This window comes from Bartonella sp. AP72JLCBS (assembly GCF_042195705.1).
Taxonomy (GTDB): domain Bacteria; phylum Pseudomonadota; class Alphaproteobacteria; order Rhizobiales; family Rhizobiaceae; genus Bartonella.
This window is the reverse complement of sequence record NZ_JBHIOU010000002.1, coordinates 65,964-82,291: the sequence shown is the minus strand read 5'-3', so window position 1 is coordinate 82,291 and position 16,328 is coordinate 65,964. Positions and strand designations below refer to the sequence as shown.

The window sequence follows — 16,328 nt, the reverse complement described above, 5'->3', positions numbered from 1 at the left end:
ACTTTCCTAAAAGATGAAGAATCCGACCAACTCTCGTGTGAAAACAATCCAACTTCTTGTTAGCCCCTTGTTTTTATCCCCTTTTACGTGATTTTATTTATGGATAACATATTGATATACAATGATAAATAATCGTTTTTTTTTACCTTAATCATCAATTCCAAATACCTTTTTCTCATTACCTTCATCACATTTAAAACAATCAAAATCGCTTTCTTATGCGTCACAAATGGAATTGGTAAATGAAAGAATATTAAAGAAAAGAATGAAAATGCCTAAGTGCCAAGAATTATTAAAACATTAAAGGCTACAAAACGTATGATAATGCTAATTTTCTCTATTTATGAAGCATAAAGATAGTGGCGCAGAATAGATGTTATATTATTCATGGATACTCTCTCGTGATACCACTCACGAGCACTATCATAAAATAAGTTTAGAAGAATTGATAAATATTTCTTTAAGAAAAGCGCATGAATTGACAACATAGGTGTATTTTGTTTGGGAGATCTTGTTTTGCATGAAGAACGCTCCCCCCTTAAAGAACGAAAGAAACAAAAGCGTAAAGTAATACACAATCTCCTTTAGGTGTCATAAGCAAACCTTACTTAGGAATATTCATCACACACTCAACGAAAAACATCTCTATTTAAATTTGTAGATCTTATATCACTTGCTCTAAACAACAGTATTTTACAGCACAACAAGATAAATTAAAGCAGGAAAAAAATTTTTCTATAAAGAAAAAGAACCATTGGAAAGAAGGCAAGAATTTGCCTATACTGCACAGTAAAGTATTATAAGGAGATAAAAATGCGCCTTACAGTTGTTGGTGCAAATGGAAGAATGGGACGTGAACTCATTACAGCAATCCAGCAGAGGAGAGATGTAGAACTTTGTGCTGTTCTTGTACGTAAAGGCTCACCGTTTGTAGGAAAAGATGCCAGTGCATTAATTGGTTCAGATTCTCTTGGGATTAGTATCACTGACAATCCCGAAAATGCCTTTTCTAATACAGAAGGTATTTTAGATTTTTCACAACCAGAAGCCAGTATTCTTTATGCTAACTACGCTGCTCAAAAAAGCCTTGTCCATATTATTGGCACCACAGGATTTAGCAAAACAGAAGAAGAAAAAATTGCAGATTTTGCGAAATATACAACTATTGTCAAATCTGGAAATATGAGCCTTGGAATAAATCTTTTAGCCAACCTTGTAAAGAAAGCCGCTAAAGCATTAGAAGCCGATGATTTTGATATCGAAGTTTATGAAATGCATCACGCTAACAAAGTTGATGCCCCTTCTGGAACAGCCCTTCTTCTTGGCCAAGCAGCAGCTGAAGGGCGCAATGTTATGCTTAAAAATGTGTGTGTCAACGAACGCAATGGTTATATAGGTAAACGCAAAAAAGGCACCATTGGCTTTTCCTGTTCACGTGGTGGGACAGTTGTTGGAGAACACAGTGTCATTTTTGCCGGTTCCAATGAGCGCATTGTTCTTTCACATACAGCACAAGAACGCTCTATCTTTGCCAATGGCGCATTAAAAGCAGCTTTATGGGCACAAAATCATGAAAGCGGTCTTTATTCAATGTTCGATGTTTTGGGATTGAACGATGAATTTTAAACAATCAATAGAATAGAGGCAATTCATAATGGGACGCATACTTACACTAATTCGTCATGGACAAAGTGAATGGAATCTCAAAAACCTTTTTACCGGTTGGAAAGATCCCGATTTAACAGAAAAAGGTCATGCAGAAGCGATAGCAGCAGGAAAAAAACTGAAAGAATATGGTTTGAGGTTTGATATCGCTTATACATCTGCCTTACAGCGAGCTCAAAAAACCGCTCAGCACATTTTAGAGCAAATGGGACAATCAGATTTAGAAGTGATAAAAAATCCCGCATTAAATGAACGTAATTATGGTGATCTTTCTGGTTTAAATAAAGATGAAGTACGCCAACAATGGGGGCAAGAGCAAGTGCAAATGTGGCGCCGCTCCTATACGATTGCGCCGCCGAATGGAGAAAGCCTACGCGACACCGGTGCGCGCATCTGGCCTTATTATCTTTACCATATCCAGCCTTATATTTTGCGCTCTCAAACTGTTTTGATCGCAGCACATGGAAATTCTCTTCGTGCTCTTATTATGGCGCTTGAAGGTCTCTCCGGTGAGGAAATTATATCTCAAGAATTAGCGACCGGCATTCCTATTATTTACACATTTAATCCGGATTCAACAATTTTATCAAAGACAGTCCTCACACCTTAAACTTCTAAAATCATGATCTCTCTCAAAAGTTCAATGCTATCGTTTTAAGCTGAAAAAATAAATTCTATAATTTTATTGACAGAGTTGCTTCATGCGCTTAGATGAATTTTATAAGCCCAGATGGCGGAATTGGTAGACGCGCAGGTTTCAGGTACCTGTGCCGTAAGGCGTGGAGGTTCGAGTCCTCTTTTGGGCACCATTTTATATCTTTAACACATTAAATATATAGATTTTTTCTTTAAAGAGCTATTTTAAGACCAACTTTTAGACCACCTTCTACGGTTTATACAACTTTAGCTAATTTGTTCCTTATTTTTCTTTGGAGTGAAGGATAAGATCTCTTTCTTTCTCCATCTCACTGCTCTCCCTAGCTTATATAGCTCTGGCCCCCTTGAAGCACCCAATTACGAATCGTGGTTGTGGATACACTAAAAAACTTTGCACACTCACGTGTTATTACATATCCATCTCCATCATCAAATATCATCTCATTACCTTTCTCTTTTTTATATTAATTAAATGGGCGGGGGTGCTGGGAGGAGAGAGCACCCCCATAGGTTTAAGCAGCTTTTGTCAAAATCTTTTGCATCTCTTGTTCTATTTCCCCTAAAAAGATTTCGACCGCTTTATTAATCTCTTCAATGTGTTCCTCATCACGATTGATGCGTTTGATTTTCATTCTCAAACCAGTAGATTTGCCTACAAAGTTTGGATTATAGCTCATGAAATCACACCATTTGCGTCCAGTGCATGCCATTTGGAATTGCATCTGTGCGATATATTCAGGCTTGATTTCGTCATACATAAAGAAGCGCAAATGCGTGGTTGATTGTGGACATTTGACTTCGATTAAACCGTCCTCTCCAATCAACCCATCAGGACTAGCCCCCGCCATTTCCATTTTTGGGTGGGGGATAAACCCGCATCTTGTGACTTCTGCGTCATAAATGAATTCATATTCTCTTAAGGCATTCTCTTCATGTTCAATGCCCCATTGCATAGCAGGTGTTGTATAAGATTGGCTTATTTCCTCTATTAAGCGTTCTGTCATGAGTTTCGTTTTGTAGTCTTCATATTTGCTTGTAGGAAAACCTTTTGCTGTCTTACTGAGTACGTTGTAAACATTTTAAGCAGTGACTTTCTCTAGCCTTGCTTGAAACCATTCCGCTGTTCTTTGTTCCATCTCACACCGCCGTTCCCTGTTCGTGTGGCGTTGCTATATCGGCATCTTGTATAGTAGAATCTGTTTCTACCTTTTGCCTGTTTTGTTTATCTTTCAAAAGATGTAACACCGTTTGTGCTTATACTTCAGACATATCATCAAGCTTTTTAACGTTGTCTCTGCTATCCAGTCCCGCAGAATCGATCTGAAACCATGAAGTCTATAATCAAAACCTTTGTCTTTCATGAATTTAGGAAGTGCTACATCAGATATAGGCTTTCCAAAACTCTCAACAAATAAAAAACCATTTTTTTGCTTTTTCAATAACAGCAAGCGCTTCAGCTGTAAGCGGCACATGAAAATCAGAAACCTTTCCAACAATTCTCTTCATATTTTCTTTTGGGATAATCCATATTGATCCATAAATCTCTAAATATGCCTGATTGGTATAAAAAAAACCGTCAAAATAAGAAGTTTTAAAGCTAGATGTGATACAAGCTCATCATTTTAAGATTGAAAAAACTTAGGCATTTCTTTCCATAGCATAGCTGGAATATTTGGGGTATTTTGAATAAACTTTTCTAATAAAGCTTTTGCTTTTAATTGCATATCCACATCTATACTAAGTGCCACCGCATGTTTTATAGCTATATTCAAGCGGGATAAAGCTTTACTTGCTGTTTCGTTTTTTGTCTTCCAAATGGGAGAAATGCATCCTTTTATATCAATTTGCGTCAGTTCAATGATTGGCGTATCACCAAGTTTAGGAAAAACATGTAACTCAAGAGGTGTTAACCAGTTTGCTGCTTTTCCTTCATTTTTCAATTCGTTTTTTTTCGCTTCAAAAGTACTAGAGGCAATTTCTCGTAAAGAAATACCCCCCTGCTCGACGTAAATTTTCTTTTTGTTTTCGGCGAATCGGGTCAATTCTTTGATCTAAAAGATCACGACAAGCTAAAGCTTTGAACAGTGCTTCTTTTAAAGATACATTGCGACAAGAGCCTAATCCCATTTCTCGTCGTATTTATATTGAGGTCAAACCTAAAAACCCATCATCCTTGGTCTGGTGTAGTTTTGATAAGCCATAAACCAGCTCTATCAGCATATTTTCCTTTAGATAGATTTTTTACAGATAAGACAGACAGTCTATCACGTTCTTCGAACCACCTTTTAAAAACCACCTTTTGAATTGCACTTGGAGCACTTTCATCTGGTACCAAGATTATATATAAAAGGCAATTTAATAAATAAAATAAAATAAAAACAATTAGTTATTAAACAGAAAAAAGATAAACTGTGCTATCAGGTGATATTGTAGAGAGTTCTAAGGGAAGAAAAAATTGTTGCACAAACGTGCACGCCGTCCGCACCACTCTATGTGAATTTTCTTTATTTTCTCATTACTTAGATAGTAAAAACTCTCTTTAAGTTTACTGTTTGCAACTCTATAACGGTATTATAAAGTGATAACTGTAATAATATGAAAGACGAAGCAATCCTTCTTTGCCAACAAATGTTTCAACCACACCTCGTGAACTAAAAATTTTTTATTCTTAACAATTAAGAATCTGAGTAACTCTTCCTTACCTCCTCATTCTCACTCAAAGTCAAAGCCCCTTTTTTTTCACCATAAAATAGTGTTTACAATGCATAAAATTAAAAAATAAAGGCCCTATCAAAGAAATAGGACCTCTTAAATTTAAGCTCCTTTATCCTACAAAATTAGAATTTGTAAGCTATTCCTGCGCGAAAATCATTCGTCTTATACTTAACTTCAATCTCGTCTTTAAATTTCCTTTTACCAAAATCTGAGTAACGATATTCCGCACGCACAACAAGATGGTCTGTCATTGCAAAATCAACACCACCACCGAGAGTATAACCAATCATCGTTTTTGTTACATCCGATGTCCTATTAAATGGCTCACCTCCCGTAATTACTGTCGACAAAATATCCTGAAACTGTCCATAAGCAACACCACCAGCAATATAAGGCATCACACGCCCTGCAGAAAACCCAACACGCACCCGTGTAGCTCCTGTCCATTTTTGTTTTAACGTATGATTAAAAGTTAAACTGTCTTTCTCTTCTTTATCCTCTGCAGAAGAGCGAGAAAAGTCTCTACCCTGTCTTCTGACAAGTTTTGCCTTTTTTCGACTTTTTCCTTCTGTACCTAATTCCTCAGTATCAGTACCCGATCCTTCAGTACCCGATCCTTCAGTGCCCGATCCTTCAGTTCCACCAGCACTCGATTCATCTGCATGAAATCTTGTTTTTGTATCCTTTTTTTCCGTTAAAATGATATCCGTATCAATCCCCATAATAAAATTATTACCGAGATCAAAATTAACACCCGCATAAAAACCACCTATAAATCCAGAAAGCTCAGGCATATACTGCTTCTCGACAGGCACCCATGGTTTACTTTTACTCTCCTCATCGGGATAGAGAGGAATATCAACATCACGCGTTATTGCAGAAATCTTACTTGAAAAGCCACCAACTTGCCCCCCGAAATAAAAACCTGCCCAAGAAAAAGGTGAAGAAGCAACAACTTCTGAGGCAACATGTAATGGCTCTTCGTGAGCCACCACATCTGCAGCCTGTACTATAGAAGGTGAAATCAAAGAAAAAACAGATGCTGTTATAAATTTTGTATTCATAAAATTATACCCCATTGCTAAATTTAAATATAATCAAAAATCACATTTAAAAAAACAAATTTTTATAAAATCTTATGCTGTAAAATTGCATGTACTCCTTTATAGTTACATTTAAATTTATCACTATAATAATATATCATTACACCAAAATTTAATATTATCAAATAAATTTTAAAATATTAGAATAATGAATACTTCAAATAATAAATATTTAATAAAAATACATATTATCTTGTCAAAAGGAGGAAATATAAAACATTTTGTATTAAAATTACCGCAAAAAAATCACAAAATAGTATATTTTATGCCTTTTTTTATGAAAAAAATCTAAAAATGATGTAATTATTTTTAGAGAATCGATGTTCATTAACAATATTATAAATACCTCAATATTCTTACATCCAAAATGCATACTGTAGATTCTACATAGTATAAAAAACACCCATTTTATACTAAAATCATACTTTTTTACCATTTTCTAAAGGATGAGATTATTAATTACACACAATATCATTATCCTTCTAAATCTTGTCCCCAAACAAAAATTCTCAATCATTTTATTTAAAAATTGCTCTTCCCCTACTGATTTCTATATTATCATCTGCCTTTATTGCAAAACGGTCTTTATTAGGAAAAGTTATAAAACATCCCTTCATACAAATTGTAATTGTTTGATGAGTATTTAAAGAAATTTTTGAAGGTATACTTCCTTCAACAACAATAAGAGATTGTATCTTTAAATCAGTATTCTTCACTGTTGCAGCAAAAGCTGTTATGGTAAAAATACTTAATAGAATAACTGTAATCAAAATATAAGTATATTTCAGCATTCTAAGATTCCTTCCTCAGCAAAACGCTTATATAGGCTAAATCGAAGAGCATTGGTTACATGAGAAGATGAGGTAATATTAGGCACATAAATAGCCAAATTAAAGGAAAAACTCTTACGATCAAATGCTGTAAAACTCACCTGTGGGATAGGATTTTTTAAAACGCCTTCTGTCGCAGAAGCAATCTCTAACAAAATTTCAGCAACATGCTCTGGAGCAACCTTAGATGATACAGTAACTGGTATATCAATTCGTCCTACTTTATTACGTCGTGTCCAATTACTAACGTTGTTATTAATAAGGCTTGAATTGGGAATAATAATCGTCTTACGCTGAATTGTCTCAAGTTCCGTTGCACGCACACTAATACGCTTAACAACACCCCCTACTGATCCAGATTCTATATAGTCCCCTATTTTAAATGGTCTTCCAACTAAAATAATAAGTCCAGAGACAAAGTTTTGGACAATATTCTGTAAACCAAAACCTATACCAAGTGAAAGTCCTCCAGCAATAAGAGCGAAATTTCTAAGATCCAAACCTGCCATTGATAATCCGGTCAAAGAAGATACAACAACGCCTCCATAACTTATCACTGTTTTGATAGAATTACGTATACCAGAATCGAACTCTCCATGAACCAACACCACATTATCTAACCAACCAATAAATCGGCGAATAAGAAACCAGCAAACACAAAAAGAAATAATTCCTGTTACAAGAGAAATCAAAGAAAGACTAATATTTCCAATCTGAAAACCGGTCACCGATTGCCACAAAACTGCTTTTAAATCAGAATAGGAAAATCCAAACTGTACAGCAATTGGCATTGCACAAAATATAACAACAAATAAATTGAGAAAAACGCTCACAAAAACTCCCAATTGATTCATCGTTTTTTCTTCTAAATGAAACCTCTGCATCAAAAGATGACCAACCGTTGTTTTCATAAATTGGTCTTTAGTTCCAAGTGCTTGAGCGCTTTGTATTCCTAAATACATGAGAACTAAAAATGCTCCATCAATCATAATTTGCTGCGTAATAAAACGCGCAAGTCCAACGTAACCTAAAAAATTCAATACAAAGAGCAGTAACCCCAAGCCAATAAGAGGAATGCGTATATAAAACGGCCAAAAGTATGGCTCTTTTTTTTCTTCTTGAACACGCCTACGTCTAAACCGCAAAGGTACAAATGATATTATAAATAGCAATATCGCTACAAGAAAAACAGCAATAAAACTTTTAGCAATTGTTAAAGATAGAGGCGCTGAAATGATTTGATAAATACTATCAAGAACAGCGTCAAATGCCAAAATACCCCCTAAAGAAGTGAGTAAAATCACTAATTGATAAGCAGACGATGATGTAATCTTGAGAAGACCTACATGGGGCCTATTCGATGATAGAAGAACAACAGCTAATCGATTGATTAAAAATAATAAAATAATTTGACAACCTATCATATCAAAAACTGTTGTAAGCTTACCTGGATCTAAGTTAAAACTACGAAACAAAAACAACACAAGATAAACGCAAAGAATACATACAAGTGAAGGTAAGAGAACTGAAATAAAGGCGATCAATAAGCGTTGTAAATAAGATATTTCCTCATTAGACTTCGTAAAGTGGCAATACACATGAACAAGAACTTTTTGAGAAAAATAGGAAAGTCCCAAAGTAATAAAAAGTGGAATTAAAAAGCAAAGAAATAGTTGTAAAAACTTGAAGTAAAATATAAAATTCCACCAAGAATTTAACAACACAAGAAAATCTGATGAAGCCTCTTTTGTTTTTTGGACGAGATGTTTAACCATCGGAATCGAAAACTCAAGCCTATACGTAAGCGTGCGTTTAAAAAGCTCCCGAGATTGAGAAATAGAAAGTTCAGCTATTCTATTTGCCGCTAAGAAAATTGCTTCAAAACGAAGCATGATACTGTTAATTTTAGCTTTTTGCTCTATCAAATAGGAATATTCCTTCACAGAGCTTTTCAGTTTTTTCACGTCACGATGGAGCTCCATTAATTGATCAAGAAGTGTATTAATCTCATTAAGAGGAGGACGCAAAACAAATGCTGCCTCAATAGCACGTTCACTGATATCTTGTGCACGTAACCGTAATTCTTCTAAAGCACGCTCATCTTCTGGCTTTCTGTCAAAATCTCTTTTTAAAGTTTCAGTATTTTCTTCAAGAGTCTTAATAATCAACTGTTGTTGCAGAATAATTTCATCAACTGAATAAGAAGCTATCGTTTGTTCGACAATTGTATTTTGTGCCCCCCTATTACCCCATGCACCAGAATTAAATACAAAGATAATCCCCAAAAGAAGGAAAAGTATGTGGATGTTTTTTCTACAAAATGAATACATATCTACCTTATGAGCACAAAAGGGATTTTATTTTTCTCTTTTAAATATGGTATAAAGTAGATATTTTCAACTTTTATAGAATAATCTTATAAAAGCTTTCCCTTATCCTATAATACTGGTAATAAGATAAAAGAATGATAAATAAGCTGAACTCAATAAGATTAAAGAAGGCACTCTAGCATGTTTTTTTTGCACCTTTATTGCAAAAAAGAAGATTTTCTTCCTTTGACAACCTGGATTTTTCTATCCAGTTTAGGTGTATTCTTGACGAGCAACCTAGAAACGCGTGCTTATTTAATCAAACAATCACACACCAATAATGTCATTAAAACGAATAGATTTGATTTACATCATAAGTGTGATCAGGTGAATGTTACCACAACTGAAAACAAAAAACTTGTAACACTCCATACAGAATCTATTTTTATGAGGACCTTTCAAAAAATCCTAACATTGGATTTCTTTTTAATAAAGATTCCAGCTGTTGACACACGATTTCGTAACGTTAAAACACAATATTTCTCAAATAAACGCGCTCCTCCCAATGAACATACTTAATTCTCTTCCTTGAATATAAAAACGATCATCTTATTTTACTTGTGCTTTTAACTTTGAATAACTGTTAGATTGCCTATTTACGGAATATATCATGCGTACACCTGGTTGGTTAACTACCCTTTATTGTTTTATTCTTTTAAGCAGCATTTATGTTGCCTTACCCAATTTATTTTCACACGAACAAGTTAAAAACTCGAAATTCTTACCCGACACCCGTGTAGCACTTGGTCTTGACCTTCAAGGAGGCTCTTCTCTCCTGCTCGAGGTTGATAGCAAAACGTTAAAACGCGATCAGTTACATATAGTTTTAAGCAATGTGCGCAATGTATTGCGTGAAAAACAAATCCGCACCTCAAGTGTGCGTATCGTTGAAGATAGCGTTATTGCCCTTATTTCTGACCCATCGCAAACTGAAAAAGCACTCTCTGCTTTGAAAACATTAATAACCCCCATACACAGTAGCTTTGGCACAACAGAACATAACATCACGATCAGTGCTCAAAATGAAACTCTCCGCGTCACATTAACAGAAGCTGGTATAAAAGACCGTGTCAGCAATGCTATTGAACAAAGCTTAGAAATCATCCGTCGTCGTATAGATCAAGTTGGTGTTTCAGAACCAGCCATCCAAAAGGTCGGAAATGATCGTATTATGGTCCAATTGCCTGGACTACAAGATCCAAAACAACTGCGTGATCTTTTAGGAACAACCGCTAAGATGAGTTTTCATCTTGTTCCTTCTAATGTGGACCCCAATAACCCCCCTATAGGTGTTTCTATTCTCCCTGGATACACTGATGCAACACAACATTATGCAATTTATGATCAAATTGCTTTAGATGGAAATGTCCTGAAAGATGCCCGTGCAGGTTTTGACCCCCAAATACCAGGACGTTCCATTATTTCATTTACGCTAGATTCCGCTGGTGCAAAAATATTTGCCGATATAACACGACAAAATATTAACCGTCCTTTTGCCATTGTTCTGGATAATAAAGTTTTAACCGCTCCGACCATCAATAGTGTCATTCCCAATGGACAAGGTCAAATTACAGGAAACTTTGACCCCAAAGAAGCCTCAACTCTGGCTGCTCTGCTTCGTGCTGGTTCCCTCCCCGCACCACTCACAGTCATTGAAGAGAGAACCGTAGGTCCAAATCTTGGTGCTGATGCTATCCAAATGGGACTTTACACCGGCATAATTGGCTTTATTCTTGTTGCAATTTTTATTTTTCTTCTCTATCGTATTTGGGGATTAATTGCCAATATAGCACTAGCTCTGCACACAATTTTAACATTTGCTGCACTGAGTCTTTTGGGAGCTACGCTTACGCTGCCTGGTATTGCTGGTATTATTTTAGGCATCGGTATTGCCGTTGATGCTAATATCCTTATCAATGAACGTATCCGTGAAGAAAGTCGAAAAGGTGTGGGTGCTTTTGCAGCCCTAGATCGTGGATTTAAACACGCTTTTGCAACCATTGTTGATGCAAATGTTACAGCAATTATAGCGACCGTCTTACTATTTTGGTTCGGGACCGGTCCCGTTCGTGGTTTTGCCGTAACAATGTTGCTTGGTATTATCATCTCCATGTTTACAAATATCACCATTGTACGCATCATCATGATTTGGATCGTTCGTAAATGGAAGATTAAAAAACTGCATATTCACTCTGCTTTCAACATCATGCCACAAAACACAACTTTCCACTTTATGAAAGCACGTTTCATTGGTATTGGCGTCTCAATTGTTTTATCAATGGCTTCAGTTTTTCTCTTTTTTAAGCCTGGATTAAATTTTGGTATTGATTTCATTGGCGGAAGCCAAATGAGTATTACCACGAAAGGACCAGCAGATCTAGCAACTCTGCGTTCCAAGCTTTCTACTCTTAATATTGGTGAAGTTACCTTGCAAAATATTGATAACGAAAATACCGTATTAATTCGCATGCAGAAACAAAGCGGTGGCGAAGCACAACAAACCACCGCCATTGATAAGGTCAAAACAGCTGTACAAAATATCTATCCCGATACCACATTCGATCAAATAGAAGTTGTTGGTCCCAAAATTTCAGGTGAGCTTGCCACAGCTGCTTTTACTGCTGTTATTCTTGCGGCTATTGCCATGTCTCTCTATATATGGTTACGCTTCGAGTGGTTCTTTGCCATTGGAGCAATTATCACTCTCATTCTAGACACCACAAAAATGATTGGCTTTTTTGCTTTATTTCAATTTGATTTTAATTTAACGGCTATCGCCGCACTCTTAACAATTGTTGGATATTCTATAAATGATAAAGTTGTCGTCTATGATAGGATGCGCGAAAATATGCGTCTTTATAAAAAAATGCCGTTGCGCGAGCTGATTGATCTGTCAATTAATCAGGTTCTTGTACGTTGTTTTTTTACATCAGCCACAACAATTCTTGCGATGCTCCCCATGGCGATATGGGGTGGAAGTGCTGTTCATAATTTTGCATTACCCATGGTCTTTGGGATTATTATTGCAACATCATCCTCTATCTTTATTGCTGCTCCTATTTTACTCCTGCTAGGAAATTGGTGGCGTGAGCGAAATAATCGTGCAAATATCAAAGTGAAATAAAAATGCCCTTTAATGCGTATGGTACATCTCGCCTCTCTTCTCATAGAAATATAGTCGTTTTCATTCATTCGCTTTTTGATCAAGAATAGTAAATAATCCATGCTCCACGACACACCACTTATCACAACTATTGTTGCAGGCTTATGTTTAGCATTTCTCTTGGGAATGATTGCTAGCCGTTTACGTATTTCACCCCTTGTAGGCTATTTGTTAGCTGGTGTTATTGTGGGACCCAATACAGGCGGATTTAAAATAGATTCCGTCATCATTAATCAACTTGCTGAAATTGGTATTATTTTGCTGATGTTTGGTGTTGGGCTCCACTTTTCATTAAAAGACCTTTTATCTGTCAAAGCTATTGCTGTCCCCGCTGCTATTGCACAAATGGCATTTTCTACTTTTCTAGGTTTGTGCCTTGGTCTGATTATGGGATGGGGCTTTAGTGGTAGTTTGATTTTCGGTCTTGCTTTATCCATAGCAAGTACCGTTATCCTGCTACGTGCTTTGCAAGAGCGTCATCTTATTGAAACAGAAAAAGGACGCATTGCCGTTGGATGGTTGATTATTGAGGATTTAGCAATGGTCCTTATACTTGTCCTCATCCCTTCCTTGGCAAGTGCCCTCAGCAATACCAAAAAAGAAGCGTTGGATCCTCTTGTTCAATGGTTGGATTTAAGTATTTGGGGTATTTTTGGTCTCACCATCCTGAAGGTAATTGTATTTATTGCACTTATGCTCGTCATTGGGCGACGCGTTATCCCATGGCTTTTAAAAATGAGCGCACAATCGGGATCACGTGAATTATTTCGTCTTAGCGTCTTTGCTATTGCATTAGGAGTAGCTTTCGGAGCCGCTCATTTATTTGGAGTTTCTCTTTCTCTTGGTGCTTTTTTTGCTGGTATGGTCATGAGCGAATCAGAATTAAGCCACCGTGCCGCGGAAGAATCTTTACCACTGCGCGATGCTTTTTCTGTTCTCTTTTTTGTTTCTGTAGGCATGTTATTTGACCCCGAGAAACTCTTAACTCATTTTTTCCCTCTCTTAGCAACCTTATTCATTATCGTAATCGGAAAATCTGCTGTTGCCTTTTTCATCGTTAAAGCTTTTCGCTATTCTAATGCAACAGCTTTGACTATTTCTGCAAGCCTTGCCCAAATCGGAGAATTTTCCTTTATCCTTGCTGGTTTAAGTTTAAGCTTAGGACTTTTAAACAATGACGCTCATGATTTAATTCTTGGAGGAGCAATTTTTTCTATTTTGCTCAATCCTCTTGTTTTCATTGCCTGTAATAAAATTAAAAAACGTCTAGAAAAAAATTCTGCATCTTCACAAAATACCCAAACAATTATTGATATTGATCCACAAGATCCTGACCAAGATTTTTTACCGATGACCTTAAAAAACAACCATATCGTAATTATTGGCTATAGTCGTATCGGTAAGTGTGTTGCATTATCTTTAATAAATAGAGGTGAACCTATAGTGATCGTAGAAGAATCAAAACGCCTCTCTGATAAAGCGATTGCAGATGGCTTTGAGGCTATTTGCGGCAATATCATTCAACAAGAAATAATGAACGCAGCAAATATAAATAATGCACATAAAGTTGTTATTACAATGCGAAGTACCATTGAAGTAGGAGAATGTATCGTGAATATCCGTGATATGAAGAAAGATATCCAGATAATCACACATGCATTATCCGACACAGAAACAACATATCTCATTGATTTAGGTGCTGATGTTGTAGTAACAGATGATGAAGAAATTGCCAATGGCATTATAGAGTATATAACAGAACGAAGATCTGTAAGGAATATGCTCAATCATGAAAATTTACAGAAAACATAAAATGGATACAGAATCGTGAAAATAAAGCAATTTATATGGCCATTGATTGGTATCTTAGCAATGCTGGTATCTATTCGAATTCTTTACATGAAGCTCTCTGCCATTTCATTTGGGGATGTATTGGAGCGCTTGAGCAATTTAAATGCACAGCACTGGTTATTAGCCTGTTTATGTTCTCTCCTAGCTTATGCTGCTCTTGCTGGATATGATCGAATTGCCTTGCAACATCTAGGCCATAAAATTTCTTGGATTTTTATCGCTATATGTTCATTTACAACCTACGCTCTTTCACACAATATCGGTGCTTCAGTTTTTTCTGGTGCCGTTGTACGCTATCGCGCCTATAAAATGAAAGGATTAAACGGAACAGAAATCGCAATATTAGTAGGTTTTTGCTCTTTTACTTTTGTAATCGGCACAATCTTACTTTTGGGAATCGTTTTGGTGCTGCAACCCGAAATTATCACCCTCATTCATAAAGAACTTCCTGAATGGCTCGGAACAACGGCTGGAGCAATTTTACTCAGCTGTATAGCACTTTATACGTTTGGCAGCTGGCTTCAGTTAAAGCCCTTACGCTTGGGTAAAAAAATTCAACTCTCCTATCCCCGGCTGAAAATTGTTATTCAACAGCTTCTCATTAGCCCTCTAGAGCTTTTAGGAGCAGCAGGAATTATATATGCTGTTCTCCCACATAACGCAGATATTCATTTTATCTCTGTTCTTGGTGTTTTCCTAGCATCTTTTACGATAACTCTTCTCTCTAATGCTCCAGCAGGAGGAGTAGGAGTTCTTGAAGCTCTCTTCATAACAGGCATGCCCAATATAAATCCAACCGATGTTATTGCAGCACTTATTGTCTTTAGAATGTTTTATTTGATTATACCGCTCATCCTTTCATTATTTGTGGTCGTCATTTTTGAGGCGCAACAATATTGGAAAAGAGCCCCCAAAACACCACCTGAATAAATAAAAGGCTATCAATGACTTCTTTTTTATGTACCTATAAAAGAACAAAACACCATCGTGTTGCCAATTTACATATCTTTTTTAAGAAACCTCTCTCAACGCTCTTCTCCATTACACAACAATACCCGTAAATGGTATAATAGTAAAGCTATTGTTGCACCATCATCTTTATACTTAATAAAAGAGCAAGCCTGCGCCATTATACTATTTTTCCAATGTTATGATAACTTTTAGCACTTAAGAACATTAATAAGAATTATTTTTATGCCATTCTTCAATAGTCTTTATCCACACGTTAATCCCATTTATGATGCAAAAATGAATGATTTTAATTAATTCATTATAAGAGGGATTGAAACAAAAGAAGTTTATGATAGTAAAGTTTTTTTTAAATAAAGAATAATCAATTCTTTATAAATCAATATATTATAATGAATCTGAGTGGCTTTCTTAATATTTATATTTTTAGAGGTTTAGCTAACGGAAAGACAGCATAGCGTAACCACACAGCTTAATATTTCAAAACTTTAAGCCTCATTAAAGTTTATTGTCTTTCGTTTAACAGGTATTAGCTTTAAACAATTAAACTGATCTAATTTTATTACTTGTATGTCCAGCTAACTACTTTATTTTATCTTGATTTACCCTCTTGGAATACTGATGATTATTACAGAAGTTTTTTGTTTAAGCGGGAGAGTTATCAAAAAATATCCACGCTGCTGACACAACTAAAGTGTAAAGTTTCTTCTGTCTTTAAACAATATGCTAAAAATCCAAAAAAAATTTAATCAATTTATATTAAAAGAAGTGAAAACTGTTGATTTTTATACCCCTTTAAATAACACAATTGTCGGTAAGAGGCTTCTCCTTACCAATTGCAACTTAAAAAAAAGAAACAATACGCATTAAAAGATCTTTAAATGTCCTTTGGAAGTTCTTTGAGTCCCCTAAAAAGTACAAACACCGATGACTAAGCTATATCAACAATCTTCACTTTTAAACAAACAGATATGGGGAAATCCTACTGCCCAATTTTATTTAGCAA

At 35.8% G+C, this 16,328-nt stretch carries 11 protein-coding genes, 1 tRNA gene and 2 pseudogenes; 7 read left to right on the top strand and 7 right to left on the bottom strand.

The features are described from left to right. The first annotated feature begins 813 nt into the window (after positions 1-813). The 3 genes from dapB (at position 814) to ACFILO_RS01595 (ending at position 2,474) form a co-directional block, all read left to right on the top strand. Entirely contained in the window at positions 814-1,626 is an 813-nt protein-coding gene (gene dapB, locus ACFILO_RS01605; protein WP_375677737.1) for a 4-hydroxy-tetrahydrodipicolinate reductase, read from the top strand. 28 nt (positions 1,627-1,654) lie between these two features. Beyond that, the gene (locus ACFILO_RS01600) at positions 1,655-2,275 is read left to right on the top strand and encodes a 2,3-bisphosphoglycerate-dependent phosphoglycerate mutase (RefSeq protein WP_375633246.1); all 621 of its coding nucleotides are present in this window, start codon (positions 1,655-1,657) and stop codon (positions 2,273-2,275) included. A gap of 114 nt (positions 2,276-2,389) precedes the next feature. Beyond that, positions 2,390-2,474: transfer RNA gene (locus ACFILO_RS01595), tRNA-Leu, on the top strand. Between the two features lie 94 nt (positions 2,475-2,568). Here ACFILO_RS01595 and ACFILO_RS01590 read toward each other — a convergent pair. The 7 genes and pseudogenes from ACFILO_RS01590 to ACFILO_RS01560 all read right to left on the bottom strand — a co-directional run bounded on the left by ACFILO_RS01590 (position 2,569) and on the right by ACFILO_RS01560 (position 9,300). Further along, positions 2,569-2,762, bottom strand: a pseudogene (locus ACFILO_RS01590) (helix-turn-helix transcriptional regulator). A gap of 72 nt (positions 2,763-2,834) precedes the next feature. Next, positions 2,835-3,458 (bottom strand): annotated as a pseudogene (locus ACFILO_RS01585) (lambda exonuclease family protein). Between the two features lie 486 nt (positions 3,459-3,944). Continuing rightward, the gene (locus ACFILO_RS01580) at positions 3,945-4,262 is read right to left on the bottom strand and encodes a phage integrase central domain-containing protein (protein WP_375677736.1); all 318 of its coding nucleotides are present in this window, start codon (positions 4,260-4,262) and stop codon (positions 3,945-3,947) included. A gap of 25 nt (positions 4,263-4,287) precedes the next feature. Next, a complete protein-coding gene (locus ACFILO_RS01575; RefSeq protein ID WP_375613490.1) occupies positions 4,288-4,449 on the bottom strand; it encodes a hypothetical protein in 162 nt (53 codons plus the stop codon). 710 nt (positions 4,450-5,159) lie between these two features. Next, complete coding sequence (locus tag ACFILO_RS01570) at positions 5,160-6,101, bottom strand: outer membrane protein (protein WP_375632356.1); 942 nt, start codon at positions 6,099-6,101, stop codon at positions 5,160-5,162. Between the two features lie 557 nt (positions 6,102-6,658). Beyond that, positions 6,659-6,931, bottom strand: a complete 273-nt coding sequence (locus ACFILO_RS01565) for a hypothetical protein (protein ID WP_375612155.1) — start codon at positions 6,929-6,931, stop codon at positions 6,659-6,661. Then, on the bottom strand, positions 6,925-9,300 hold the full coding sequence (locus ACFILO_RS01560; RefSeq protein ID WP_375677735.1) for a mechanosensitive ion channel domain-containing protein: 2,376 nt from the start codon (positions 9,298-9,300) through the stop codon (positions 6,925-6,927). The genes ACFILO_RS01565 and ACFILO_RS01560 overlap by 7 nt, the downstream gene beginning before the upstream one ends. A 180-nt stretch (positions 9,301-9,480) precedes the next feature. Here ACFILO_RS01560 and ACFILO_RS01555 point away from each other — a divergent pair, with 180 nt between their 5' ends. From ACFILO_RS01555 to ACFILO_RS01540, 4 genes are all read left to right on the top strand, one after another. Continuing rightward, positions 9,481-9,858, top strand: a complete 378-nt coding sequence (locus tag ACFILO_RS01555) for a hypothetical protein (protein WP_375613487.1) — start codon at positions 9,481-9,483, stop codon at positions 9,856-9,858. 91 nt (positions 9,859-9,949) lie between these two features. Beyond that, on the top strand, positions 9,950-12,463 hold the full coding sequence (secD, locus tag ACFILO_RS01550) for a protein translocase subunit SecD (protein ID WP_375620802.1): 2,514 nt from the start codon (positions 9,950-9,952) through the stop codon (positions 12,461-12,463). Positions 12,464-12,562: 99 nt separating this feature from the next. After that, positions 12,563-14,314 (top strand): YbaL family putative K(+) efflux transporter, encoded by a 1,752-nt coding sequence (gene ybaL / locus ACFILO_RS01545; RefSeq protein WP_375613485.1) that lies wholly within the window; start codon positions 12,563-12,565, stop codon positions 14,312-14,314. A gap of 15 nt (positions 14,315-14,329) precedes the next feature. After that, complete coding sequence (locus tag ACFILO_RS01540) at positions 14,330-15,283, top strand: YbhN family protein (RefSeq protein WP_375613484.1); 954 nt, start codon at positions 14,330-14,332, stop codon at positions 15,281-15,283. Positions 15,284-16,328 lie beyond the last annotated feature (1,045 nt).

Excerpts from the sequence above, each read along its gene's own strand:
- ACFILO_RS01565 (WP_375612155.1), bottom strand. The coding sequence starts at position 6,931 with ATGCTGAAATATACTTATATTTTGATTACAGTTATTCTATTAAGTATT.
- dapB (WP_375677737.1), top strand. The coding sequence starts at position 814 with ATGCGCCTTACAGTTGTTGGTGCAAATGGAAGAATGGGACGTGAACTC.
- ACFILO_RS01570 (WP_375632356.1), bottom strand. The coding sequence starts at position 6,101 with ATGAATACAAAATTTATAACAGCATCTGTTTTTTCTTTGATTTCACCT.
- secD (WP_375620802.1), top strand. The coding sequence starts at position 9,950 with ATGCGTACACCTGGTTGGTTAACTACCCTTTATTGTTTTATTCTTTTA.
- ACFILO_RS01555 (WP_375613487.1), top strand. The coding sequence starts at position 9,481 with ATGTTTTTTTTGCACCTTTATTGCAAAAAAGAAGATTTTCTTCCTTTG.
- ACFILO_RS01600 (WP_375633246.1), top strand. The coding sequence starts at position 1,655 with ATGGGACGCATACTTACACTAATTCGTCATGGACAAAGTGAATGGAAT.
- ybaL (WP_375613485.1), top strand. The coding sequence starts at position 12,563 with ATGCTCCACGACACACCACTTATCACAACTATTGTTGCAGGCTTATGT.
- ACFILO_RS01560 (WP_375677735.1), bottom strand. The coding sequence starts at position 9,300 with ATGTATTCATTTTGTAGAAAAAACATCCACATACTTTTCCTTCTTTTG.
- ACFILO_RS01575 (WP_375613490.1), bottom strand. The coding sequence starts at position 4,449 with ATGGGATTAGGCTCTTGTCGCAATGTATCTTTAAAAGAAGCACTGTTC.